The organism is Xanthomonas sp. LMG 12460 (assembly GCF_009192895.1).
GTDB classification, from domain to species: domain Bacteria; phylum Pseudomonadota; class Gammaproteobacteria; order Xanthomonadales; family Xanthomonadaceae; genus Xanthomonas_A; species Xanthomonas_A sontii.
Genome location: NZ_NKUH01000026.1, coordinates 1 through 24687, shown reverse-complemented (window position 1 = coordinate 24687; position 24687 = coordinate 1). Strand labels below are relative to the sequence as shown.

Genomic DNA, 24687 nt, shown 5'->3' with positions numbered 1-24687 from the left:
GCAGGAGAACCGGAGTGCGGCGGCGCTGACTCCTACTCGTGCTTGCTGGCACTGCGGCTAAACGGCCTGCCGCACTCCGCTCTCACCTACAACGATAGACCCTTATTTGACACAAGCGGCTTCAGCCGCGACGAACGAAGCCGCGATGGTCTAAAGACCCCACGTGCGCCTCGCGCCCTATCTTTCTCCAAGATTCGTCCTCCAATGGCAGCAAACGCTTCACGCGCCAGCCTGCCGTGTCCAGCAAGGGCAACATCCAACCTGCCGCCAGCCACCGCAGCCCCGCCGGCGCTCGGGCTAAGATGCGCGCGGTGACCACCTGCGCCCGCCCCCGCTGATGTCCGGCATCCCGGCCGCCGTGCCGACGCCCCCGCCGTCGCTGCAACAGCAGACGCAGCGCCTGCTCGCGCAGGTGCAACAGGCGCAGTCGCGCCAGGCGCAGGCCGATGCGGATATCGAGCGGCATCTGCCGGCGGTGGACCAGGCCGTGGCCGCGATCCGGCGCCGGTTCGCTGCACACGCCAGGATCGCGGCGCGGGCGGCGGTACGGCGCGAGCGCCGCCGCGCCTGGGGACCGGCGCTGCTGCTGCGGCCGCTGTTGCCGGATTGGCGCTGGCGCGCGGCCTTGATCGGCATGCTGGTGCTGGTGCTGCCGTGGACGAGCGCACACTGGCTGGGCGAGACGCGCAGCTTCCTCGTCTGGTGGCGCCAGGTCGGCCTGCACGGCGATGGCGGCCTACTGCTGCAAAGCCTGCTGCCCTCGTTGCTGGCGTACGGTCTGCTGGTCGTCGCCGGTGCGCAGTTGCTGGGGTGGCACCACAGCCATGACGAGCGGCGCGCGCTGCAGACGTTCGCACGCCTGCCGCTGGCGCTGGTACAGGTGGCCGATGCTGGGTCGCGCGATGCGGGGACGACGTATCCGGTGACCCGCGCGCCATGGCCGCAGCGCGCCCTGCACGGGCGCTGGTCCATTCCCGCCACGCAGGGCGACCTGTCCGCTGCGCGGCTGCTGGCCTTGCACGACGGCAGCGAGGACCCGCGGCTGCAGGCGCTGATCGTGCTGCCCGATGCCCGCCATGCAGCGGCCCTGATCCTGCTCGACGCCGATCTGGCCGCCGACGCTGCGCCGTCGCTGCAATCGCTGGCGCTGGCACTGGCCGAAGACGCCGCCGTCGATGTCGCACCGATCGCCGCGCTGCACGACCACGTGCAGGCCTGGGAGGTCGCGCGCGGCCAGCAACGCGCGCTGCAGCAGCGGCTGCAGAGCCTGGATGCGGTGCAACGGCACTGGGCCGACGTCGCCCTGCCCGACGCCACGCTCGACCAGATCCTGAAACTGGTGGACCTGTTCGTGTCCGGGCGCCAGCCGGCGCCCAAGGGCATGCTCCTGCACGGGCCGCCGGGCACCGGCAAGACACTGATCGCGCGCAAGCTCGCGCGCCACGCCGGCTGCCATTTCGAGGCGCTGGGCGTGGCCGACCTCAAGGCCGCGCACGTCGGCCACACCGGCCCCAAGGTGCAGGCGATCTGGCAACGCTGCCGCGAGCGCGCGCCGGCGATCCTGTTCATCGACGAATGCGAAAGCGTGTTCGCGCGCCGCGGCGGCGCCGACAGCGACAGCTTCGGCGCCGAACTGGTGCAGACCTTTCTCGCCGAATGGGACGGCTTCCATGCTGCGCACGGCCAAGTGCTGGTGATCGGCGCGACCAACCGCCCGGCGCTGCTGGACGATGCGATCCTGTCGCGCTTCACCGCCAGCATCGCCGTCGGCCTGCCCGACGCCGCGGCGCGCGCGCGCATTCTCGGCGCCGAACTGCGACGGGCCGGTTTCGCGCTGGAGCCGGACGCGCAGGCGATCGCCGACAGCACCGGCCTGTCCGGTCGCGACCTGCACACGCTGGTCGCGCGCGTCGCAGCCGAGTGCGTGGACGGCACGCTGGACAACGCCACCCTGCTCGCGCACCTGCGCGCGCTGCGCGGCAAAGGCTCCACTGCCTTCGCCACGCTCGGCTGGGACGACATCGTGCTGCCGGCGGCCACCGTCGAGGAGTTCGTCGGCCTGGGCAAGGAACTGCGCAATGCCGAGACCCTGGCCACGCTCGGCGTGCCGGTGCCGCGCGGGATCCTGATGGTCGGCCCGCCGGGCACCGGCAAAACCCAGGTCGCGCGGATCCTTGCCAGCCAGTCCGGGCTGGCCTTCATCGCCCTGAGCAGCGCCGACCTCAAGGCCGGCTACCTCGGCCAGTCCGGCCAGCGCGTGCAGGCCGCGTTCGAGCGCGCGCGGGCGCAGGCGCCGTGCATCGTGTTCGTCGACGAACTCGACATCGTCGCGCCGGCGCGCGGTGCCGACGGCGACGACGCGTTCACCCGCGAGATCGTCGGCCAACTGCTGCAGGAACTGGACGGCGTCGCCAGCCACGCGGGCCAGGTGTTCCTGCTGGCCGCCAGCAACCATGCCGCCGCCATCGACCCGGCATTGCTGTCGCGGCTGGACCGGCAGATCGTCATCGCCCTGCCCGACCACGCGGCGCGCGTCGCCATCGTCACGCGCCTGCTGCGCGGCAAGCCGCTGGACCTCGATGCCGACGCTGCGGCGGCCTGGGTCGCCGAGCGCAGCGAGGGCCACTCCGGCCGCGACCTGCACAACTGGATCAGCCGCGCGATGCGTCGCGCCGTTCGCCGCACCTTGCAGCACAGCGACGATGCGTCCGGCACGCGACTGCAGTGGGACGATCTGGTCGAGACGGCGAACGTGACGATGTAAACACCTCGCGGGAAGAGCCAAGCACGGGGTGCGGAACCAGGAGTGCTGGCTGGAGTCCCTGTGGGAGGGGCTTCAGCCCCGACGCCAGGATCCACACAGAACCCAGTTGCCACGGCGCACATCTCAACAACAGCGCAAGACCCAGTACAGAAGCGCTGACGTCCACACAACGCCCACGCTGGCATCATGCGGGCGACCCCACGGGACCGCAGCACGTGACTCACATCCCCTCATCCCCGCCGCCACGCGCCGAAGCCATCGTCGTGATGGGCGTGTCCGGCAGCGGCAAGACCAGCGTCGCCCAGGCACTGGCGGCGCACTACGGACTCACCTTCCTGGACGCTGACGACTTCCACAGCGCCGCAGCCAAGGCGCAGATGGCGCACGGCATCCCGCTCAGCGACGCGCAGCGCGCGCCCTGGGTCGCGGCGCTGGCGCAGCGCCTGCGCGCATCGGTCGATGCCAGGCAGAGCGTCGTGCTGGCCTTCTCCGGCCTGCGCAAGGCGCACCGGCAGCAGCTACGGGACACCGGCGTGCCGATGCGCTTCGTGTTCCTGCACGCGGCCGCGCATGTCATCGCCGAGCGCCTGGCCGCGCGCCACGGCCACTTCATGCCGCCGACCTTGCTGCAGAGCCAGCTCGACACGCTGGAGCTGCCACTGGACGAAGCCGACGTGATCTCGGTGGACGTGGACGCACCGTTCCCCACAGTCGTGGCCGATGCCATCGCGCAACTGGATGCGAGCGCCGCGATCGCCTAGCGTGTGCCTTGTCGGCATACCCTCAGCCATGCGCCCGTTTGTGGCGATGGTGACGCAGGTTGCCCACCGTAGGAACGGCGTCAGCCGCGACGAACGAAGCGAAAGTCCCTGAGGAAATGCGTTCGTCTCCGGGCCAAAGCGCCTTCCGTCACGACCGCATTGCGGCCTTTCACTCGTGACGGCGGGCGAGGCGCCGACTCTCTTGCAGCGTGTAGTGCGACGATGCCTACAAGCGCCACGCTACCCGCGGCGCTTCGCCCGACTTACCACAAAGCGCGACACGTTCGGCTCGTCGGGCACATGCCAGCGCCACGGCGCGTCCATCGCCTTGCTGATGCCGATCCGTGTGGTGACGACCGGCGTGGTCGGCGGCGGCGTCCCGTCCTGTCCCAGCCATAGGCGCGACTGCCGCGTGGTCAGGTCCAGCCCGTTGTCCGCACCCGTAACACCCAGCGCCTTGGCCAGACGCCCCGGCCCACGGGTGAGATCGGCTGCGCGCACCGCACCGCGTGCCAACTGCATCGCCTCGATCCCGGCCACAGGCGCCAAGGCGCGGATCAGTACCGCATGCCCCGGCGCACCACCGCATACCGCATTGAGCGCCCAATGCATGCCGTAGATGAAGTACACGTACAGATGCCCGGGCGGGCCGAACATCACGCGCGTGCGCGGGGTCATGCCGCGGAACGAGTGCGCCGCCGGATCCTCGGCACCGCAGTAGGCCTCCACCTCGACAATGCGCCCGCAGCGACCGTCGGCTGTGACAAGCAGCTTGTTCAACAGCTCTGGCGCCACCACGCGGGCATCGCGCGCATAGAACGCACGCTGCAAGGGCTTGGCGACAAGCAACTCCATGCGATCAGTCTAAGCCCTGCAGCGAGGTCGGGTCGTGAGCCACCACCGGTGCATCCGCATCTCCACGGTCTCAATCGAACACGTCATCTCGCCAACCGCAGCGCATGCTGTCGCTTGTGGGAGGGACTTCAGTCCCGACGCATGGAGTCTCCAGGACCAGGATCATTGTCCTGATCCCCCGATCGCGGCAGCGCATCGCGGTGAGCGGCGGCGGTCCTGTATCGAGGCATCAGCGCGGGTACAAAGCATGTTCGTCGCTGTGACGGCGACCAGGCCATGCCGCAGCCGCATCAGGGCACAGGGCACAGGGCACATCACATGCCCTGCCCTATTCTGCTCGAAGCAACGCCAAACGACGCCCGCATCCCCAACCTGCCCACTCACTCCTGCGGAACGTTCAACTCCTTCAGCAAGTGCGGCGCCGGATACACCTTGGCCATCAACCAGCGCAGATAGCGCATGTCCACATGGATCGCGCGCTTGTAGCGCGGGTCGTACCACCAACTGGCGCTGACCGCCTCCCAGTTGCTGTCGAAGTTCAGCCCGATCAATTCGCCGCGCGCATTGAGCACCGGCGAGCCGGAGTTGCCGCCGGTGGTGTCCAGATTGGTCAGGAAGTTCACCGGCTGCGTCTTCGACTGCGGATCGACCGTGCTGCCGAAGTCGCCCTTGGCGATCGCCGCCAGCAGTGGCTTGGGCGCATCGAACGGCTCCTTGCCGGTGTTCTTCTCGACGATGCCGGCCACCGTTGTCAACGGCGCGAAGCTGACCGCATCGCGCGGCGCCAGCGGCTCGACGCGGCCATAGCTGATCCGCAGCGTGCTGTTGGCGTCCGGATACACCGCACGCCCCTGCTGCTTGCGCCAGGCGAACAGCGCACGCATGTAGGCCGGGCGCAGCCGCAACTGCTCGCCCTCGCGCGCCTTGCGCTCGTCGTCCAGCCGCAGCTGCGCCGGCACCAGCGTGGCGGCCAGCGTCAGCAACGGATCGGCCTCAGGCGCCCTGCCCTCGCGGGCGGCAGCGAAGCGCGACAGGCGCTCGGCCTCGGTGCCCAGCGCCGTGCCGGCATAGGCCTTGTCCAGCACCGCCTGCAGTTGCGCCAGGGTCCGCCCGAACGCCACATCGAACTCCGGCACCCGCTGGGCATCCGGCAGTTGCTGATAGCGGGTCAACAGCGTCGTCAACAGCGCCTTCTCCACGGTCGGCGAATAGCGGCGCTGCACCTGCTTGAGCATGCCCTCGATCAGCGCCAGGTCGCGCTGCTGATAGCCGCTCTCGCGTTGCTCATCCGGCTTGGCCGCTTCCATCCGCAACCGCTCCAGCGTCAGTGCCGAGCGCAGCGCCTGAGTCTGCGTGGCAACCAGCCCCAACAGCAGATCGCGCTCGCGCAACGCCGAAGCCTGGCCGAGCAACTTCTGAAGCGCGGCGATGTCGCGCGCGTCGCTGCCGTGCGTAGCCGCTAGCATGCCGCGCTCGTCCTCGGCGCGAAGCCGCACCGCATCGCTGCGCTGCAGCCCTTCCAGTTCACCGGCGGCCCGCTTACGGTTGTTCTTCAGCGACTGCAGCTGCGACGCGTAGCGCGTGCGCGCTTCCGCGTCGGCCTTGCCCGATGCTTCGATCACCTCGATCAACTGGTCCAGCACCGCCACCCGCTGCGGCAGCGTCGCCTCCACCTGCTCGGCGAACTCGGCCGCCGTGCGATGCCGGTAGGTGATGCCGGGGTAACCGGCCAGCATCGCGAAGTCCCCGGCCTTCGGCCCATCGGTGGCGATCTGCAGATGCGCCGGCGGCTGGTAGGGCACGTTGTCGGCGCTATAGTCCGCCGGCTTGCCGTCCTTGCCCACGTACGCGCGCAGCAAGGTGAAATCGCCGCTGTGCCGCGGCCACATGAAGTTGTCGATCTCGTCGCCGTAGTTGCCGATCGCCCGCGGCGGCGCATACACCAGACGCACGTCGCGCAGCTCCAGTTGACGGATCCGGTAGAAATCGGTGCCGTAGTACATGTTGGCGACGCTGCAGCGCACCCCGGCCTCGCGCTCGCAGTCGGCGACGATCCGCTTGCTCGCCGCATCCACCGCATCGTAGTAGGCGCGCCCGGTCTTGCCCTTGGCCGGCCCCAGCACCTGATCGGTGACCTTGTCGAAGCCCACCGTCACCAGCACCCGGAAATCCGGATTGGCGGCGCGCTCGTCGGCACGATCCCGCGCGATGAACCCATTCTCGATCAGGTTCTCCTTGGACGAGGTGTTGTATTGGATCACCCCGTAGGCGACGTGGTGATTGGTCAACAGCAACCCGTCCCCAGACACGAACGCCCCGGTCCCGCCTCCGACCTTCACCACTGCACTCAAGGGCGGCTGCGTCACCTCAGCCAGTGTCTGCGGATCGCCCTGGAATCCTGCCTGGTGCAAGGACTTGGCCAGTCCCGGCATCTGCGACGGCATCCACATGCCTTCGTCGGCGTGGGCGGTGGCGGTGAGGGCGAGGCTCAGGGTGAGGGAGGCTGTGAGGTGATTAAGTAAAGGCATACAGCGGCACGCAGCACGAAAGAGATAAGACCTTAACTTGCGTGCGTTAGAGAGGCAACCGATATCGGTTCATATGACAAATAGCATCTCTGTTAAAACGGCGCTCAACTAGCCGGACATAGTACTTATCTTGAGGCGCTCAGCGATTAAATTTCTATAAGCACCACTTCATTATCTAAAAGCAAAAACTAAATAATCCTATGGTTTATATTTGCGCCTTGTAGCAAACAATATTGAAAGCATTAACTCTTAACGGCAGACATCGTTATCGGCACAAAATTGTAGCTTATCCGCGATCGCAATCATGCCAATCGGCATCTTTCACGGAAAACTCAAACGAAGCTTGGCTTTTTGCGTCATCCAAGTCAATATGCCATGTATCTGAAATACAATTCCCTTTCTCATCCATTCGCAACAGGAAAAAACCGCCATCGTCTTCCACAATAGTCAAGGATACCGGATCGGGAAGATCTTCCAAACGCCCATGCATAGAATCATCCAAGCGAAAATGACGAACACTATTTCGCTTTTGCATTTTTTCATAATCTATTTTTGCACTTATTTTCTTCAAGGCGTTACTCCCAGATGCAGATTTTCAATGACCTTACCAAATTCATTTAGTGCTTCAAAGTGCACATGTGACCCAATAGTTCCATGTGCACCAGCAAGGTCGCTAGTAGTCATGCGGAATTGTCGCAACCCATCTGCTGATCTATAAACACCTGGGGCAACTTCAGTGTATCCTTTACCCAACCACTTTACTCCGGAGTTCAAGGCAACGGACGCATCGACAACTCCGTGGCTTCCAATGTTTCCAAGCCCCTTTAGTGAACCTACTGCGGGACCAAGCTTCAGCGCAAAAAATCCGATAGAAGCCAGATGCGCTTCGCCACCAAAAGGAGAGTCCATGACTGGATAAAATATATCATGCGCCAATGCTTTGACATCTAATATATTTCCATTTTTTGTTAGATCGCCCTGCAGCCCAAGCCTGCCTTTTAAATCATTCCATGAACCATTAGAAGATGAGGATGAAGATGATGCAGATTTTTTGGAGCCGCTAGCCGATACTTCCGGAATATTACCAACTGTCCATCCCATCTCTCCCTGTGCAAGATGACAGGTTGTGTTCTGTCCACATACCTCTCGGCCATCCGGATCAATGAACTTATACGGATTATTGCTGGCGTACCAATAGCGATTAAATGCCCCACTCAAGTTGCTGTAAGGCGTCACTGGATCCACAGATAGTAATCTTCCGATCTGTGGGTCGTAATATCGCTGTTGCATATAGAACAGCCCAGTCGACGGATCCATTACATGCGCAGTGTAACCAGGACCATCAGTTATAGGTCGATTCACCAGACTGCCATAAGGCTCATACTCGCTACGCTCAGCGACATTGCGATCCTTGTCCGTCACGAGCACAACAGATCCCAGCCCATCCGTATGGATGTAGCGAACCGTCTGCGCAGAGGCGCCGAAGGCGACGAGCAATGAAAGGCCGGCTGTAGCCATCAGGCGCAATGCCGCACGAATCCCCTGGAAATTTGACATCACTCGTCCTTGCGAGTTGGAACCATCGATACGCGATGTAGAGTCGACTTTTCTCATGGACGTCGGATCGACAACGCTTCCCCTAGCAACATTACGGTGCAACCTACCCAACGAAATCTGTGGTGCAGACTCCGCCCGAGCAGGCTTACTTCAAGTAGACCTCGACGATGTCGCAACCATTGGTCTGTATATCGATCTTGCGTTTGTTCACCAACGCCGTCATCAACACGGCCAGCAGTGCCTTTCCGCCGGGTTGGTCTTCTTGAAAATGCAGGACATGGTTGCCAGATGTGGCCTTGCATTCCGCCGGCGTGTCCGACAGCCAGACAAAATGATCGGTATGAGCCTGGTACGTGCCCAACTGCACGACGTCGACGTTTTGCATCGATTCGTTTGCAGATGCTTGCCAGCTCAGCAAAGCAAGCATTAGAAATAGACCACTCTTATAATTCATATTTTTTTGTCTTCTTGAAATGGATTGAACTTCCGTGCAACTGACGCGCTGCGATACTCAATTCCCTACTTCTTCAGCCGTATGGAAATAACCTTGGTACGATTACCAAAAATGCAGACACCCGAGTCAACCAGGAGTTCCACATCTGAATTACTGGTGTATGCCGCCAGCGCCATCGCAGTGAGCTCCTTGTACGAAGGATGATCCTTGTCGATCGCGAAGTCGTTCAGGGGAGCCGAGCACCCGGATGGACCGTCGTTCGAGGTGTGAATCACCATGCCCTCGCCATACCAGCCGTTCTCAACGTAGGTAATTTTCCCCGTCCAGACCACTTGCATGGCAGCGTCCGCCTCGTAAGAAAGGCATGATGCTGCAATCGCCAGCAATAACGCAGCCATCTTGAAGCTCATTTCATCCCCTTTTTTGATCCGTTATTTGCCGCTTTTTACTGCCTATAGTTCTTCGCCGCGGAAGCAAAGAGCTCCAACCGCCACCGGCTGGATTCAGCCGTTCAGCAGCAACTGATACAGCAACGGCACAATATCCACCGCAGGCCGCTGGTCGTGCGTCACGTTCGAAACAGCGGTACAGTTGCCGTCCGCCGTGCATGCAGTCACCCGGTACGAATAGGTCCCTGCCGGCCTGGCCAACGAGGTCCAGTTGCCCTGGCTCCCGTCGTACACAGAGGTCCAGGTGACGCCATCCACGCTCTCTTCCACGACATAGCGGGTTGCGCCGGAGACAGGGTTCCAGTTCACGTAGTCCTTGACCGACGCGAACTGCCCCAGCGGCCAGTCGGCTTCTGCGACCAGGCTGCCGCCCAGCAGGATGTAGTCGGTGGACTTGGATTGACGCTGGTTCTTCTGGAAGCGCAGTGCGCCGGACTGGTCATACAGCGAGCCGATGTTGCCGGCGCTCTGCAGCGCCAGCGTGCGGCGGCCGTTGCCGTCGTAGCGGTAGGTCTCCTTGCCGGTCGCCTGGCGCAGGCGGTTGCCGTAATCGAACACGAAGGCCTGGCCGTTCTTGTTGCTGAGGTTGCCCTGCGGGTCGTAACTCATGCCGATCACCGTGCTGCCGCCGCAACTGCCGGTCTTGACGTTGGTGAGCTGCCAATTGGCGTCGTAGCAGTAGTAATGATCGCGGCCCGGCGCGACGACGTGGGTCAGGTTGTCGAGGACGTCGTAGCTGTAGGTGGCCGTGCCGAACATCGGCGACTCGGCCTTGATCAGCCGGTCCATGCCGTCGTAGGTCATGGTGCGGTTGCCGCGCTGGTTGCGGCCAGTGGCGCCGTCGCTGATGCCTGCGACATTGCCATTGGCATCGTAATCGTAGCCGTCGCTGAGGAACGCCGTGCCGCCGTAGGCATCCTGGCTGGTATCCGGCAACTGGCGCGCGTTCTGCGTCATGGTGTGGACGATGCCGTTGCCGTAGGTGAACTGCTTGATTGCGCCGTTCGGGTAGTAGCTCACGCCGGTGGCATAGCTGCCCGCCTGGGTCGGTTGGCCCAGGGCATTGGGCGCGTAATCCACCGTCTGTCCCGAGGGATAGCGGTGCGCAGCAAGGTTACCGTTGGCATCGTAAGCGTAGCCCAGCGCCCAGGTCTCGCCATCGGCCTGGCCCTGGCTCTCCGCGATCAACAGGCGACGCTTGGTGTACGCGTAGCTGTTGTAGGTGGCGACGCCGTTGTTGGTGGTGGTGATCTGCTTGACCGCCCCATCCGGCCAGTAGCTCCACGCCTGATTGCCGTTGCCGTCCGGGAAGCTCAGCGCCTTGATCCGGTTGCGCACGTCGTAGCTGCGATCGACCCGGCGGCCGGAGGCAAAGGCGGAATCCGCATCGCATGAGGTGGTGCTGGGCAGCGACAGGCCCGCCGCACTCCAGACGAGATTGCCCGCAGCGTCGTAGCCGTTGGCGGTGGCACCGGTTTCCGGTTCCACCGTCTTGCACAGCTGCTGGTAGGTGTCGTAGACGTAGCTGCGGGTCACCGACACGGTGCCGTTGGCGTCGTGACGGCGGATGGACAGCGGCTTGCCGAAGATGTCGCGGTTGATCTCGGTGGTGGCGCCTTCCGGATGCTGGAACCAGACCGGCGCGTCGTAGCCCTGGCGGTCGAAGACCTGATAGCCGGACAGAGTCTGGTTGCCCCGCGGGTTGGTCACGCGCATCTGGCTCGCCGACAGGTACTCGGTCTTCGTCGTCAACAACCCCAGCTCGGAATCCTGGGAGACCGCCGTGGTCCGGCCGAGCGCGTCGTACTGCGTCCAGGTACCGGTCGACAGTTGATCGGACGTGCCGGGGTATGAGGCAAACAGCGTGTGCCCCTGGTGGTCATAGGTGAACCGGCTGAACCGCTGGGTGGCGCCCACGTTCGCGGCGTCGTATTCCTGGGTCAACACCGGTCGCCACAGGCCGTCGAGGTAGGTGACCTTTCTCGCGTTGCCAGTGGACACGGTGTGCCGCCAGTGCCCGGCAGGCAGTCCGAATTCGGCGGCGTTCACCTGTTCGAAGGCCAGCCCCGTCGATGCCCAGGCGACGGTGTCGCCGCTGGGATAGGCGATGCTGGTCAATCGCCCCATGGCATCGTAGCCGTAGCTGGTGGCATAGCCATTTTCGTCGGTCGCCGAGCTGATCAGGCCGCGGTCGTCGATGACGGCCGTGTCGCTGGTGCCGTCCGCATAGGTGATGCCCTGCGGCATGCCGCGCTTCCAGCCGCTGAGGCTGGTGGCATTGCCGTTGCCGTCGGTGACCTTGGACACTGTTCCGTCGGCATTGTAGGCGACCGTTTGAATGGTCTTGCCGAATCGCGAGAAACGCGTCGGCAGCGCAGTGGCAGCGTCGTAGGCGTTGGCGGACATCTCCTGGCTGCTGCCCGGCGCCGTCTTGGTGACGGACGCGATTTGACCGATCACCCACCGGGTGTAGTCGTCGTAATACGCTGTGGCCTCGGTGCGGGTATTGAACGCGCTGGAGCGGGTCACGCTGGTCGGGCGCGCGAACACATCGAAGCTGTTCACTGCCATCTGGAAGGTATCGCCATCCTGGCTGATGGTGGTGCGCTTCAGCGGCCTGAGCCCTGCAATGGACACGTCGTCCTCGTTCGATCCATGGCCAGAACCGACGAAGTTCGGAAACGGCTGATTGGCGACCTCATCGCTGGTGATGTAGTCGTTCACGCTGGTGCTGAGGATATTCACGGTATCCCCGGACGAACTGCTGGTGTACGAACCGGCCTCTACACCCAGGTCCAGCCCTTCGTTCAAGTTGTACCAGGCACCGAAGGTGTAGCGCTTGAAGTCGTTTTCAGGACCGCGCACCTCTGTCTGCATTGACTTTCTGCAAGCGGTCGGCGGCAGGTTGGGTCGCTGACAGGTTTCCGCAAATGCCAGCCCACCTGCGCCGATACCGTAGGTATACGACCACTGCATCGATGGCAGGCCAGGACCGCTGATCGACTTGCTGACCAGGGTGAAGTTGTCCGAGAAGTTGGGGATGGTCAGATACTGATAGCTGGTACTCGGACCGGCCGCATCCATGAAGCTGTTGCACTGCTTGGGGATGTTGTGGCGGAAATGCCGCTTCACCGAGAACGCATAGGTTGCCGTGGCATTGCTCGGCAACGTGACGGCATAGGTAAAGTTGCCGGTCGACATCTCCGGCGCGGGGCAGCGCGGAGGATCTTCATAGAGCGGCAAGGCAGGCGTGGGCGTAATGATCATGTCGCCGCTCTGCACGTAGCGCGACTGGGCATTGTCCGGTTGTGTCACCGTCAGCGACTTGTCGCCGTACGAATAGGTCCAGTTGCCGATACTGGATTCGACCGCAGTGATGTTGGCACCGGAAGTTCCGGTCACCCGAATGTAGCGGCCATCGCTGGCGTCGATGCGCGACAACTGGTCGCCGTTGTAGGTGTAAGTGACCCAATTGCCGAAGCGATCCTCGACCCGTGTGGCCAGGAAAAACACCGCCAGACGCGACATCGACGCGCTTGCGGAGTAGTTACCCATCCGCTTGGAGATGGATGGGTGCGTCTTGCTGACCACCCAGTCGAAGTAGTACTTGTCGCCTTCCGGCGACAGCGCCACGAATCCTTCGCCCGGATAGCCGTTCTTGGTACTCGCCAGGCAGGAAAAACGCCAGAAATCCTTAGTGATCCAGGGATAGCTTGCGCCGTTGTTCGGTGCCGGCAACTGCGTCGAAGGATCCCGGAGCATCTGGCGATCGCCCGCGCCCGGGATGTGTAGATTGTTGCCCGACCAATAGTCCCGCGCGGGGATGGTGTAGCTCGGCGGCTCCGCAGGCTGACTGCAGCGGCTATTCGGGCTATTGCCGGACACCTGCCAACCGTTCGCGCCGAACACACCCATCAGGTACGGCACATCGAACGAACCGCCGACACCGAAGCCGTCGAGCTTTCCGCTGCGCCCCGCGCCGTCGTCTTCCACGACATGCGTGCGCTGCAGACGGACCGGCAACTTGCTGTTGCCGGGGATGTCGATGTCCGTCCAGTTGAACACCACACTGCCGTTCTTCAGGCTGACCTGCTCGCCGAAGGAATCGACGCTCAGGCGTCCGATTTCCTGCGATTGCTTGATGCGCTCGACGTACTTCTGGTCGTACCGCAATTCGTCCGCACCGGCGGTCGCCGCATATCCGAGGGCCAACAGCGCCAGGCCTGCGCGCAGCCGGAAGAACGTCTGGAACCTATCCATAGAGAAGTCTCAAGAAAGCAGGCGGCAACCGTTGCGAAGGCTGCAGCGCATCTGGCATGCGCGACAGGAACACGGTCGGAATCTGGATGTGAAGCGGCCCCCAGGCGCCCGGAAACGGGGCGCCGGCATGGAACGAGAACGCTAGGGCGGCAATCGCGACGGATTGCGCAACTGTGTGACAGGCAAGCCGGTGCCGACGCGACAATCCATGTATCCCCCTGGTTTCAACCTCGTGCCCTGGGGATCACCGCGCGCCATGCTGTCGGCAGCATGGCGCGGCCGAATGCTGCACATTTGCCGCAGTCTGGATCCCCGGCGGAACTGTGATAGAACGCACCGGAGACTGTCAAGGAGATTTTGCGGTTGCAACATGCGCCGTGCTCGAACGGCGCACTACTTCTCCTTCCGCCAATTCACCGACCCACGGTTCTCCACCGTGCTCGATTCCACCTCGGCGTCGAAGCCGCGGCCCAGCAGATATTTCAGCGTCAAGACCGAGCCGCTGCCGATCAGCGACACGCCGTAACTAACGTAGAGTTTCGGCGAGAGATATTTGCCGAAGCCCACCACCGAGCCGCCGAGGGTGCGCGACTGGCTGACGCCGGCGTCGTCGAAGCCGAGCCTGGCGCCGAGTTGCGAGGCGAGCAGGCCGCTGCCGGCCGACAGGGCGCTGGCCGCGGCGGTGACCTGGTCGGCTTCGGCGCTGCTGGTGTTGCTGAGGCTGCGGCCCAGCACCAGGTAGGACATCGCTTCGGATTGCGACATCGACGGGTCGGACCACACGTCCGCATGCGGGGCCGTGGCGCGGCCGGTGACGTCGATGCCGGCGGTGACGTCGCCGACCTGGCGCTGCGCGCGGATGTTGATGCGCGGGTCGGAGACGATGTTGTTGCTCCAGGTGAGCTGGCCGCGGGTGATGGTCAGGTCCTGGCCGTACGCCTTGTACTTGCCGCTGACGTCCAGCCCGCCGGTGGCGGTGGTTTCGCGGCCCGGCCGCGAGCGCACCTGCATGGCGCCGGTCAGCGCGCCCTTGAGGCCGAAACCGGCCATCTTGACCTGGTCGCCCAACGTCACGCGCAGGTCCATCTCCAGCGGCGAGGTCGGCGTGGCCTCGGGGTCGGCCGGGTCGAGCACCACCACGTCCTCGGAAAGCGAAGTGCCGCGATCCAGCCGCTCCAGGTCGATGTCGGCCGAGGGCACGGTGACCTGGCCGCTCAACATCATGGTCTTGTTGGCGATGCCGAACTGCAGGTCGGGATTGGCCACCGCGCGCAGTTCCGCGGTGTTGGACACCAGCACGTTGGTGCCGCGGATGTTCAACTGCAGCGGTGTGCGGTCGCCGTACCAGGACAGCCCGCCGTCGACGTTGAGTGTGCCTTCGCCCGACTTCACCGAGGCGACGATGCGCGCCGAGCCGTCCGGCTGCGCGTCGAAACGGCCCTTGCCTTCGCTCAGGGTCAGGCCCAGCGCCGGCAGTTCGCCGGTGAAGTTGCTCAGCGTGGCATCGCCGCCCATCGCCGGCTGCGAGCGGGTGCCGCGCAGGCTGACGTGGCCTTCGACCAGGCCCTTGGGCCGGACCAGATCGGGCGAGAACAGCTCCAGCCAGTACAGCCGTGCCATGTTCATGTAGATCTCGCCGGTCAGCGGCGCATATGCATCCCAGCCGGTGTCCACGGTGGCGTCGACGAAGCCGTCGCCCTGGAAGCCGATGCCGAGCTTGGAGTGGATGTGCTGGGCGCTGAAATCGGTGACGAAACTGAACTGGTCGTAGCGCAGCAGCTCGCCGCGGGCGTTGTCGCCCAGGCGCAGGCCGCCTTCGCGCGAGGCCAGGCGCAGCGAACCCTGCCAGGCGTTGCCCGCCGGCTTGAAGCTGCCGTCGATGGACAGGTCGCCGCGCAGATACATCTTGCGGCCGTTGCTGGGCGGCAGCCACGGCTGCACCAGGGCCAACGGCAGGGCGTCGCCGCGCAGGGTCAGGCCCTGCTTCGGCCAGTCGGCGGACACGCACAACGCACCGCCGCTGCCCGGGGCCAGGCAGCTCTCGGACAGGCTGAAGGCGCTGCCGGCCACGCTGAAGTTGGCCGCCTGCCGCAGCTGCCACGGTTCGCCCTTGGCCGGCGCGATACGCAGCGTGTTCAAGGCGCCCTGCCAACGCGCGCCGTCGCGGCGCACCTGCCCGGCCAGGGCCAGTGCGCCCATGTCGTTCTCGGTCTTGGCATCAAGTTGCAGGTTCTCGACCGCGCCGCGCGCATCCACGCTCAGCGTCTGCAGCAGCACGCCAGCATTGATCGCGCTGCCGCGCAGGGCGAGTTCACCGCCGTTGCCGCGCCAGGGCAGGCGCCCGCGCAGGCTGAGACTGTCGGCGCTGTAGCTGTCCCACTTCAGGCCGCTGCCGGTGAGGTCGGCGGTGAGATCGGGGGCATCGCGGCGGCCCTTGATCTGCACGCTGCCGCGCAGGCTGCCGGCACCGCCGGGCAGCAGGTCGGCCAGTTGCAGCGGTTGCAGTTGCGCGTCCACGTCGAGCTGGTCGCCGACCTTGCCCTGCGCCTGCAGGCGGCTGTCGCCGAGGCTCAGCTGCAGCTTGCCCTCGCCCTGGTTGCCCTGCAGGGCGAGCTTGGCGTTGGCGTCGAGCGGGCGGCTGCGCAGGCGTCCGTTCAAGCGCGGGATGTCGAGCGTGGCCTGGTAGCCGGCGGCACTGCCGTCCGGCCGCGCCGGCAACTGCTTGCCCTGCGAGGCGAAGGTGCCGGACAGCTTGCCGTCCCAGCCCGGTGCGAAGTAGCCGGGATCGAACCCAGCCAGCGTGCCTTGCACGTCCCAGTTCAACTCCGGCACCCAGGCCACCTTGCCGCCCAGGTCGAGCGTGCCGCTGGGCATGCTCGCGCGCACCTGCTTCAGCTGCGCCTGGCGATCGTCGCCGCGCACGTCCAACTGCAACTTGGCGCTGTCCTTGCCGCGGGCGACGGTGGCTTCGCCGTAGGTGGCCCACTGTTTCATCGTGCCGGCCACGCCCAAGTTGGCCTCGACCAGCTTGATCGGCACCGCCGGTGCGTCCGGGGTGGACGGATCCGGCGCGGTGGCGAAGCTCATGCCGCTGGCGTTGACCGCAAAGCGCAACTGCGCGTTGTCCGGGTCGCGCAGATCGGCGGTGCCGCGCAGGCGCAGTTGCCCGTCGAACGCGCGCAGTTGCAGCGGCGCGACGGTGAGCACCTGGTTGTCCAGACTCAGGTGCGAGGGATCGAGTACCAGCTTCTGCCCGTCGCGCGACAGCTCGCCCTGCAGATCGGCGTTGCCGCCCTTGCCCTTGGCATGCAGGTCGAAGGCCAGCGGCACCGCCGCCGGCGCGTCGTCGGCCGGCGGCACCAGCAGCGATGGATCCAGCGCCTTGCTGCTGGCGGCGAATTCCCACACCGGGTCGGTGCGGCCGGTGAACACCAGCGTGGCACGCAGCGGCGCCGGCGCGTTGCCGGCAATGGCCACTTCCATCTTGTCCAGGTCGCCGCGCGCGACCAGGCCCAGGCGCGCCGGGGTGCGCCCGCGTGCGGCCGGCAGCAAGGCGCTGGCGGTGAGGTCGGCCTTGTAGTCCTGGCCCGGCAGGTAATCGCCATTGATACGGAAATCGCCACGGTCGCTATTCACCACCACCTGGGTGGCGCGGAACTCGCCATTGGCCACTTCCACGCCGCCGCGCAGCGTGCGGATGTCGATCATCGGCTGCTGCGCCTGGGTGATGCGCAGGCCGTCGATGGCGATGCGGTCGGCCTGCAGCGCCAGCGGCACTTCGATCTGCGGCAGCGACTGCGGCCAGCGCGGCAGTTCGAACGGTTCGTCGCTCTTGGCCAGGTTGAGCGTGGCGTTGGTCAGCTCCAGCGCGTCCAGTTGCAACTTGCGCCCGAGCAGCGGGCGGATGTCCGGATCCAGGTAGGCGCGCTCGGCGGTGAAGTGGATCTCGTTGTAGCGAAAATCCAGGTTGTGCAGGATCAGCGGACCGGCCAGCGGCCCTTCGGCGCGCTCCCAGGTGAGCGTGGAGCCGGCCGGCAGCCGCGCCACCACCTGCGCCAGCAGCACGTCGCGCCCGGCCACGGTCTGCAGCAGCCAGTACAGCGCGATCACCGCCAGCAGCACCAGGCCGGCCACGGTCAGTGCCGAGCCCCACCAGAAGCGCTTGCGCCGATAAAAACGCGGGCGCCGCGGTGGCGGCGGCGTGGCGGGCGACGTCGGCTCCAGCGGCGCGCTCACAGATTGGCTCCGATGTTGAGATAGAGCTGGAACTGCGAGTCGGGATCGTTCAAGCCATGCGCGATGTCCACCCGCACCGGGCCGACCGGCGAGCGCCAGCGCAGGCCGAAGCCGACGCCGGTGTGCCAGTCCGGCGTGTCGTCGAAGGCGCTGCCGCTGTCGACGAACACCGCACCACCCCACGGGCCGCCCTTGAAGTAATGCTCGTACTCGGCGCTGCCGGTGAGGATGTGCTTGGCGCCGAGCGCGAAACGGTCCGGCCGCGGCGTGCGCGGGCCGACTTCTCGGAACGCATAACCGCGGATGCTGTTGTCGCCGCCGGCGAAGAACCGCAGGCTCGGCGGCATCGCCACCAGCGCGTCGGTCCAGGTACTGCCGGCTTCGCCACGCAGGATCAGGCGGTCGTTGTCGCCGATGCCGTGGAACCAGTTCACCCGCATGTGCGCCTGCACGAAGCTGGCATCCGAGCCCACACCCTCGGCGCCACCGCGCAGGCTGATGTTGCCGCTGAAGCCCTTGCGCGGGAACACCTTGTCGTCGACGCCGACGTAGTCGGCTTCGATCTGCGGATAGAACAGCGTCGAGGTCTGGTACAGCGCACCGTCGAAGACCTCGTCGGTGGCGTAGCGCCAGCGCTCGCGCAGCGCGTTGATCGAGGCGATGGCGGTCCAGTGCTCGTTGATCTGGCCGCTGCGGCTGCCGGTGAGCTTGACGTTGCGCAGATCGATGTAGTCGGTCTGCTCGTCGTAGACGCGCAGCGAGGTGGTGTACCAACCGTCGAGCCAGCGGAACGCCGGGATCCGATAGCTGGTGATGAAGCTCTTGCGCTTCTGCGCGTAGTCCAGCTGCGTGCTGAGCTTGTGCCCGCGCGCGTTGACGTAGCGGCGGTCCACGCCCAGGCGCACACCGGCGCCGCTCTCGCTACCGTAGCTGAGGCCGGCGGTGTAGATGCTGCGCTTGGCGCGGGTGAGATTGACGTCCACCGGCACGTCGCCGTTGGCGTCGGCTTCTTCCGGCTTGGGCTGGATGTCGATGACGCTGAAGTAGTCGAGCTTGACCAGCGACTCGCGCAGGCGGTCGAGCTTGCCCTCGTGGTAGTAGCTGCCTTCCTTCCAGTACACCAGCGGATCGAACAGCTTCTGGTTGAAGTAGTCCTGGTGGAAGCGGATCGGGCCCATGTTGTAGCGGCGGCCGCTGTCCCAGCTCAGGTCGATGTCGGCGGCGTGGTCGGCGCGGGTCACCTCGACCTTGCGCTGGGTGAAGTCGGCATCGAAGTAGCCGCGCTCTGCCAGGCGCCGGGTGATGGTGACCTTGCTGGTCTCGTAGACGCTGCTGACGAAGATGTCGCCCTTGCGCGGCCGGAAGTTCTTCAGGTCCTCGCCCAGGTAGCGGTCGTCCTCTGCCGGGCCGGTGATGCCCACCTGGAAATTGCGCACCCGCACCGGCTCGCCCTTGTCCACGTGCACCACCACGGTCAGCTTGTCGTCCTGGCGTGGCGCGTCGACGGTGATCTTGGGAGTGAAGTAGCCGAACGGCTCCAGCGCCTGCCGAGTCTGGCGTTCGGCCTGGCTCAGCAGGTACTCCAGGCGCGACTCGCCCTGGTCCTTGCCGATGGCGTCGTACAGCGACAGCGAGACCTGGATGTTCTCGATCATCGCTGCGTCCTCGTCCTTGTTCAGGCCCTGGATCTGTACCTTTTCGATGACGCCACGGGCCTCGGCGAGGCCGGCCAGGGAGAGCAGGGACAGGAAGGTGGCGAGACGGGGGATGGGTCGCATGGGCGTCAGAATACCGGCACCCCATGTGAAGCTGTTAACTAGACGCTTGTTACATGTGACCGGGATGTCGGGTGCACGGCATTTGCGTAGGGGCATTCGTGCTTTCCGGAGTCACGGCATTCGGAGCGTCTACGCCGGGAACCGCGCTGCGCCTGCGCCCTTGCCAAGCCACGGCGACGGCGCCACGCTGACGCCTCGACCCGCAGGAATGCCGCATGTCCACCGTGATCGCCACCGCGCGCCTCGTACTGCGCCGACTGGACCCTGAAAGCGACGCCGCGCCGATGCTGGCCCTGCTCAACGACCCCGGCTTCCTGGCGCACATCGGCGACCGCGGCGTGCGCGACGAAACGCAGGCCAGCCGCTATCTCGCCGACGGCTCGGTGCGCAGCTACGCCGAGCACGGCTTCGGCCTGTATGCGGTGGAGCGTCGCGACGACGGCGCCTGGCTTGGTGTGGCGGGTCTGGTGCTGCGACCGACCCTGCCCGCCCCTGATCTGGGCTATGCGCTGCTGCAACCCTATGCGGGCCAGGGCTACGCCAGCGAGGCGGCGCGCGCGGTGCTGGATTACGCGCGCACCGTGCTCGCGCTGCCGCGCGTCTACGCCATCGTGGCTCCGGGCAATGCGCGCTCGCTGCGGCTGCTCGCCGCGCTGGGCTTCGTCGCCCAGGGGCGGGTGCGCCTGAGTCCGGAGGCGGCCGAGGTCGAACTGTATCATTGCGAGCTGGATGCACCCGAGGAGCACGCCTGAGCATGGACACCTTGCACACACTGCGGCTGTTCGCCAACTACAGCCAATGGATGAACCAGCGTCTCTACGCCGCGGCCGCGACCCTGCCGGACGCCGCGATCACCGAGCCGCGCGGCGCCTTCTTCGGGTCGCTGTTGGGCACGCTCAACCACTTGGTGGTGGCCGATACGATCTGGCTGCAGCGCTTCGCCCAGCATCCGGCACGGCACCCGGCGCTGCAGGCCATCGCCGCCACGCCGGTCCCCACCGCCCTGGATGCGCCGCAGGCCGACTGCCTGGCGGACCTGCGGACGCAACGCGAGTCCCTGGATGCGACGATCGCCGAGTGGATGTCGCAACTGCATGCCGACGATCTCGACGTGGCGCTGCGCTATCGCAACACCCGAGGCGAATCGCACGGCCGGCGCTTCGGCGACCTGCTGCTGCACTTCTTCAACCACCAGACCCACCATCGTGGCCAGGCCACCACCCTGCTGAGCCAGGCGGGTGCCGATGTCGGTGTCACCGATATGCTGGCGGTGATTCCGCAGGTCGAGATGGGGTAATCCTGCGATCCCGGGGCGCTGCGCTTGGTGCGTGCCTTGATGTTTAGGGCACCTGTAGTAACGCGCCTTGCCGCGGTTTTGCGGGGGGTCTGCCGCCGCTCCTACAAGTGAGCGTTCTTTGGTTAACCAGAGGCTTCGTTTAGAAGCCCATCCACGCAGCGTCACCCGTGCGCGAGCTGCGCCTGCAACTGCGCCACGATCTCGCGCAGCTCCGCCACCTCGGCCTCCAACGCCTGCACCCGCCCTTCCAACTCATCGTTGCCCGAGGCGGTCGGCCGCGCCTTGAACGTGGCGGCCAGTGCCTCCGCGTCCACCGGACCGGCAAGCAAGTGCATGTAACGGTCCTCGCGCTGCCCGCTGGCACGCGGCAACTGCACCGCCAACTGACGCTGCGCCAGCCGTTCCAGCTGATGCCGGACATCGTCCGCATCGGCGAAGCGCGCCATGCGCTCGGCCCGCGTCAGCAACTCGTTGGCGGTCTGCGGACCGCGCAACAGCAGCAGGCCGAGCAAGACCACCTGTTGCTGGGTCAGATCCAGCGCCGACGCCAACCGATGCTCGTAGCGCTCGGCGCGCGAAGAGAACTGCTGCCTTACCAACCCGCGCCCCTCCAGTTGCCGCAGCGCGTGTTGCACATCGCCCGGACTCAACGTCATCACCGGCTCGCGCGAGGTCTTCTGATTGGCCGCCACCACCGTCGCATTGACCGTGAGCGGATACGCATCCGGCGTGGTCGCCTCCTTTTCGATCAGGCAGCCGAGGGCGCGGGCTTCGATGGCGGAGAGAACGGGAACGGCGGCGGTGTCGGTCATCGTATGGACTGCTTGCTGGTCAGGGGCGAAGCATACCGCTGGAAAGCGGTGATTCGGCATGGCAGGGTTCCAGAACAATATTCTGACCAATGTTCACTGGCATGCGACCTTATAAATTCCCTGGCGCCTTAACTGAAACAATAAAGAAATCCTAAAATTCTACATGGCTTGAAAAGAAAGTAAATCTAAAATTATTTTTACTTTATCGAAATCCTCGGGGTGACACTGAAGATATTTTTCGCATGCTAGTTTAATGCAGTTAGAGCAAGCCTCTTCACTCACAACAACAGTATTCTCAATCCCGGGAGGATATCCATAAGAGAACTCAACACCATCAAAATGATCTTCATCAAAAAAGCTATTTCTATCTGCGAAATTACAGTACGCGCCATCTGTACTGAATCCCCACTTATTCACTAAATACCCCAATGCCTCCAAGAGGAAGCCGTCAGCGTACATTCTATTGAAATAGGATTTAATAATCCAATACGGATCTGATTCATCGTCTGGCTGATCGAACAGTTCTTTCATGCAGGCATCGCTTTACCATTTCGCCTCGAATAGACGTTGTGAGTTGAACCCACCCTACAGCGCAACTCGGCATAGAAACTAAGATGAGCGCTTTAACTTCTTAGCGGGACCCTTGGCTAATACGGACACTTTGCTCAGGCCGGCCGCGGCGTTAAGCACCATGCCCGCACACCGTAAAATACCAGTTGTTTTCTGCGGCCACTATTATTCATTATATTTAAATTCCACTCTTACCTGCCCACCCAATCTGTAAGAAAAAACAAAGGAAGTCCAACATTCTCCACGTTGCAAAGCGCTTTCTCTAAGGCGCTTTACTAGGACATATAATGCCGCATCATTGATATCTGTCTTAGCTTCAGTTGTCGCGCGCCCCTCACTTTCAACTATCAACTGCGTGTCGATATAACCGTCACCCACTTTAACCTCAAAAACGAAGGAATCATAGCCATCGACTATGCCAGAATCTATAATTGAAAAAATCTCGTTGGCTGTCTTCAGGTCTTCAGTGATCATTTCTTACCCCATGAGATTTTTAGTAGCTTTCTTCGCCCCAAGATCCTGGTAGACCGGATGGCGAAGGCGATGTTCTGCGAGGCCAGCTCCGTGTTCTTCCATGTCGCACTGTCAGCATTGGAGAAACGGCTGCCGACACTGGCCTGCACATAGGCATAGACGCAAATCTGTGCGACGACCGCGGCGCCCACGCCTACTTCCAATACGGCGTTGCTGCCCTTGCTCTATTCCGAATCCGAGGACTTACCTGCTTCCAGTACCAAATTGCGCTCTGCGTCCGGGCTGAAGGTGTGGAGTATGTCGATCTAGCGGCTTAATAGCCAACTTCAGTAGACCACCGTCATCTTAGATTTATTAATTTTCTGCGATGTATGACCAATACTCCGAACCGTCCGATTTCTTTATCCAGATTCGACCACATGCGGGGCAAGCAATAGCGTCATGACTAACTGCGTCTATCCGATTAAAGAATTTATCAAAAGAAATCTTACCCTTATCGATCAATTCTGCCAATTCATATAGCAGCGCGTTTGGAACGACAGTTAATTGTTCCGGAGCCGGAGAGTTAGTAAGGCTAATTACATAGGAGCATTTGCATGAGAATTTGGCCACCTTAAACTCCAGAAATTTATTAAGTTATATATAAAATTATCCAGGTATCGCCCATATGACCCTGATGGCGCTACTCTATTCGCGATCGGTCGAGCTTTGCCGCGCAACGTGGTGTCGCCCTTCGAGTGAGGGCGATGTTCTACTTGGCCAGCTCCGTGTTCTTCAAGGTGGTTGTCGGCGTTGGAGGAGTGACTGCCGACGCTGGCCTGGGCATAGACAAGACGCCAGTCTGCGCGCCGACCGAGGCGCCCACGCCCACTTCAAGGCCCGTGTTGCTGCCCTTGCTTTGTCCAAGCTCCCGGAGAATTAGCGAGGCTAATAATATAGAAGCATTTGCATGAAAAATTAGCCACCTCCACCTCTAACAATCCACTAAATTGGATGGAGTCTCGTCCGCATCTCGCCAAAGTGATTTGGCATAGGCCACGATGGCGACTATCTGAAGTAACTTAAGTTTAGTTCATCAATAAACTCCGCAATGATTTTGCGGTCAGAATCTTTTTTTGCGAACCTATTAAGGACGGGAATCATATGATACAGCAGCAAATCCGTATTAGAATCGCTCATCGGTAAACGTTCTTTGACACAATCCAGAAGATGTCCTGTTGACATGAATGAAGCAAATGCCTCATACCCTCTCGCGCTAGCGAAAGGTAACTTCCTGAAGTAGTACCGTGCTAGTCGCTTCTGGTCGGATCTTTTCCAAGAACGATGGGGAATCAACAGCAGAGCTTCACCATAATCCATCGACCCTATCGGGTATTTTTCCATTAGCCAGTCAGCAGCCTGCTCGGAATCCATCTTTGCAAGCTGCATACATAGAATGCTCTGTTTTTCATTCATTTTTCAACCTACTTCGAATTAAATGAATCTTGCGGCAAGCCGGCATTACCGTTTAACGTGGCGGGCGGCTTATAATGCTCAGAGTCATTAGTCCACCTGGTTATTTTTCCTCGACTTGGGTCACCATTATTTCCAAAACGTACAGAGCCTGCATACTTAACCTCCCCGCCACCACTCAACCCAAGGTGTGTTGAAAAATCCTGATTCACATTTGGTCTGGCAACCCGAGTGCTTCCATTCGGCATAGTTACAAAATCATAGGAGCCGGATGACGTTATTCTATTTCCCGTCGAGCTTTGCAGCCAGTAGCGGCCAGACTTATCCTGTACAAGCGTCCTCACTGGCCGCTATGCAATAGGAACATCATTAGGGTGCATATGCCGGCGTTGCCGGCCATTGTGCTGATGGTACTGGCCGTCTGATAGCCGTTGGCCACT

At 63.2% G+C, this 24687-nt stretch carries 17 protein-coding genes; 4 read left to right on the top strand and 13 right to left on the bottom strand.

What is annotated here, in order from left to right; genetic code table 11:
- Positions 1–337: 337 nt before the first annotated feature.
- Both CEK66_RS06430 and CEK66_RS06425 read left to right on the top strand, forming a co-directional pair.
- A complete protein-coding gene (locus tag CEK66_RS06430) occupies positions 338–2764 on the top strand; it encodes an AAA family ATPase (protein WP_152236329.1) in 2427 nt (808 codons plus the stop codon).
- A 266-nt stretch (positions 2765–3030) separates the two neighbouring features.
- On the top strand, positions 3031–3525 hold the full coding sequence (locus tag CEK66_RS06425) for a gluconokinase (RefSeq protein WP_152236333.1): 495 nt from the start codon (positions 3031–3033) through the stop codon (positions 3523–3525).
- 240 nt (positions 3526–3765) lie between these two features.
- Here the strand turns inward: CEK66_RS06425 and CEK66_RS06420 are convergent, their stop codons facing one another.
- From CEK66_RS06420 to CEK66_RS06380, 9 genes are all read right to left on the bottom strand, one after another.
- Positions 3766–4380 carry a DNA-3-methyladenine glycosylase gene (locus CEK66_RS06420; protein ID WP_152236328.1) on the bottom strand — a complete coding sequence of 205 codons (615 nt, stop codon included), beginning with the start codon at positions 4378–4380 and terminating at the stop codon, positions 3766–3768.
- Between the two features lie 380 nt (positions 4381–4760).
- Entirely contained in the window at positions 4761–6830 is a 2070-nt protein-coding gene (locus CEK66_RS06415) for a S46 family peptidase (protein ID WP_226978515.1), read from the bottom strand.
- 364 nt (positions 6831–7194) lie between these two features.
- Positions 7195–7479 carry a hypothetical protein gene (locus CEK66_RS06410; protein WP_152236326.1) on the bottom strand — a complete coding sequence of 95 codons (285 nt, stop codon included), beginning with the start codon at positions 7477–7479 and terminating at the stop codon, positions 7195–7197.
- Positions 7476–8522, bottom strand: a complete 1047-nt coding sequence (locus CEK66_RS06405) for an RHS repeat-associated core domain-containing protein (protein ID WP_152236325.1) — start codon at positions 8520–8522, stop codon at positions 7476–7478. Before CEK66_RS06405 ends, CEK66_RS06410 begins: the two co-directional genes overlap by 4 nt.
- Before the next feature lie 88 nt (positions 8523–8610).
- On the bottom strand, positions 8611–8892 hold the full coding sequence (locus CEK66_RS06400; RefSeq protein WP_152236324.1) for a hypothetical protein: 282 nt from the start codon (positions 8890–8892) through the stop codon (positions 8611–8613).
- Positions 8893–8984: 92 nt separating this feature from the next.
- Positions 8985–9329, bottom strand: coding sequence for a hypothetical protein (locus CEK66_RS06395; protein ID WP_152236323.1), 345 nt, complete (start codon positions 9327–9329; stop codon positions 8985–8987).
- A 93-nt stretch (positions 9330–9422) separates the two neighbouring features.
- Positions 9423–13628 (bottom strand): RHS repeat protein, encoded by a 4206-nt coding sequence (locus tag CEK66_RS20570; RefSeq protein WP_226978514.1) that lies wholly within the window; start codon positions 13626–13628, stop codon positions 9423–9425.
- Positions 13629–14021: 393 nt separating this feature from the next.
- A complete protein-coding gene (locus CEK66_RS06385) occupies positions 14022–17864 on the bottom strand; it encodes a translocation/assembly module TamB domain-containing protein (protein ID WP_152236322.1) in 3843 nt (1280 codons plus the stop codon).
- On the bottom strand, positions 17861–19642 hold the full coding sequence (locus tag CEK66_RS06380; protein ID WP_148828859.1) for an autotransporter assembly complex family protein: 1782 nt from the start codon (positions 19640–19642) through the stop codon (positions 17861–17863). Before CEK66_RS06380 ends, CEK66_RS06385 begins: the two co-directional genes overlap by 4 nt.
- Positions 19643–19857: 215 nt before the next feature.
- Here CEK66_RS06380 and CEK66_RS06375 point away from each other — a divergent pair, with 215 nt between their 5' ends.
- Both CEK66_RS06375 and CEK66_RS06370 read left to right on the top strand, forming a co-directional pair.
- A complete protein-coding gene (locus CEK66_RS06375; protein ID WP_017908591.1) occupies positions 19858–20394 on the top strand; it encodes a GNAT family N-acetyltransferase in 537 nt (178 codons plus the stop codon).
- 2 nt (positions 20395–20396) lie between these two features.
- Complete coding sequence (locus CEK66_RS06370; protein WP_017908590.1) at positions 20397–20939, top strand: DinB family protein; 543 nt, start codon at positions 20397–20399, stop codon at positions 20937–20939.
- 161 nt (positions 20940–21100) lie between these two features.
- Here the strand turns inward: CEK66_RS06370 and CEK66_RS06365 are convergent, their stop codons facing one another.
- The 4 genes from CEK66_RS06365 to CEK66_RS06350 all read right to left on the bottom strand — a co-directional run bounded on the left by CEK66_RS06365 (position 21101) and on the right by CEK66_RS06350 (position 24250).
- Positions 21101–21751, bottom strand: a complete 651-nt coding sequence (locus CEK66_RS06365; RefSeq protein ID WP_152236331.1) for a DUF480 domain-containing protein — start codon at positions 21749–21751, stop codon at positions 21101–21103.
- A 159-nt stretch (positions 21752–21910) separates the two neighbouring features.
- Positions 21911–22282: a ribonuclease toxin immunity protein CdiI gene (gene cdiI / locus CEK66_RS06360; protein WP_152236321.1), complete on the bottom strand. Its 372-nt coding sequence runs from the start codon at positions 22280–22282 to the stop codon at positions 21911–21913.
- Between the two features lie 204 nt (positions 22283–22486).
- Positions 22487–22795 carry a hypothetical protein gene (locus tag CEK66_RS06355; protein WP_152236320.1) on the bottom strand — a complete coding sequence of 103 codons (309 nt, stop codon included), beginning with the start codon at positions 22793–22795 and terminating at the stop codon, positions 22487–22489.
- Between the two features lie 1047 nt (positions 22796–23842).
- On the bottom strand, positions 23843–24250 hold the full coding sequence (locus CEK66_RS06350; RefSeq protein WP_226978513.1) for a hypothetical protein: 408 nt from the start codon (positions 24248–24250) through the stop codon (positions 23843–23845).
- Positions 24251–24687: the final 437 nt, after the last annotated feature.

Excerpts from the sequence above, each read along its gene's own strand:
- cdiI (WP_152236321.1), bottom strand. The coding sequence starts at position 22,282 with ATGAAAGAACTGTTCGATCAGCCAGACGATGAATCAGATCCGTATTGG.
- CEK66_RS06375 (WP_017908591.1), top strand. The coding sequence starts at position 19,858 with ATGTCCACCGTGATCGCCACCGCGCGCCTCGTACTGCGCCGACTGGAC.
- CEK66_RS06425 (WP_152236333.1), top strand. The coding sequence starts at position 3,031 with ATGGGCGTGTCCGGCAGCGGCAAGACCAGCGTCGCCCAGGCACTGGCG.
- CEK66_RS06395 (WP_152236323.1), bottom strand. The coding sequence starts at position 9,329 with ATGAGCTTCAAGATGGCTGCGTTATTGCTGGCGATTGCAGCATCATGC.
- CEK66_RS06355 (WP_152236320.1), bottom strand. The coding sequence starts at position 22,795 with ATGATCACTGAAGACCTGAAGACAGCCAACGAGATTTTTTCAATTATA.
- CEK66_RS06380 (WP_148828859.1), bottom strand. The coding sequence starts at position 19,642 with ATGCGACCCATCCCCCGTCTCGCCACCTTCCTGTCCCTGCTCTCCCTG.
- CEK66_RS06365 (WP_152236331.1), bottom strand. The coding sequence starts at position 21,751 with ATGACCGACACCGCCGCCGTTCCCGTTCTCTCCGCCATCGAAGCCCGC.
- CEK66_RS06370 (WP_017908590.1), top strand. The coding sequence starts at position 20,397 with ATGGACACCTTGCACACACTGCGGCTGTTCGCCAACTACAGCCAATGG.
- CEK66_RS06430 (WP_152236329.1), top strand. The coding sequence starts at position 338 with ATGTCCGGCATCCCGGCCGCCGTGCCGACGCCCCCGCCGTCGCTGCAA.
- CEK66_RS06415 (WP_226978515.1), bottom strand. The coding sequence starts at position 6,830 with ATGTGGATGCCGTCGCAGATGCCGGGACTGGCCAAGTCCTTGCACCAG.
- CEK66_RS20570 (WP_226978514.1), bottom strand. The coding sequence starts at position 13,628 with ATGGATAGGTTCCAGACGTTCTTCCGGCTGCGCGCAGGCCTGGCGCTG.
- CEK66_RS06400 (WP_152236324.1), bottom strand. The coding sequence starts at position 8,892 with ATGCTTGCTTTGCTGAGCTGGCAAGCATCTGCAAACGAATCGATGCAA.
- CEK66_RS06405 (WP_152236325.1), bottom strand. The coding sequence starts at position 8,522 with ATGAGAAAAGTCGACTCTACATCGCGTATCGATGGTTCCAACTCGCAA.
- CEK66_RS06350 (WP_226978513.1), bottom strand. The coding sequence starts at position 24,250 with ATGAATGAAAAACAGAGCATTCTATGTATGCAGCTTGCAAAGATGGAT.
- CEK66_RS06420 (WP_152236328.1), bottom strand. The coding sequence starts at position 4,380 with ATGGAGTTGCTTGTCGCCAAGCCCTTGCAGCGTGCGTTCTATGCGCGC.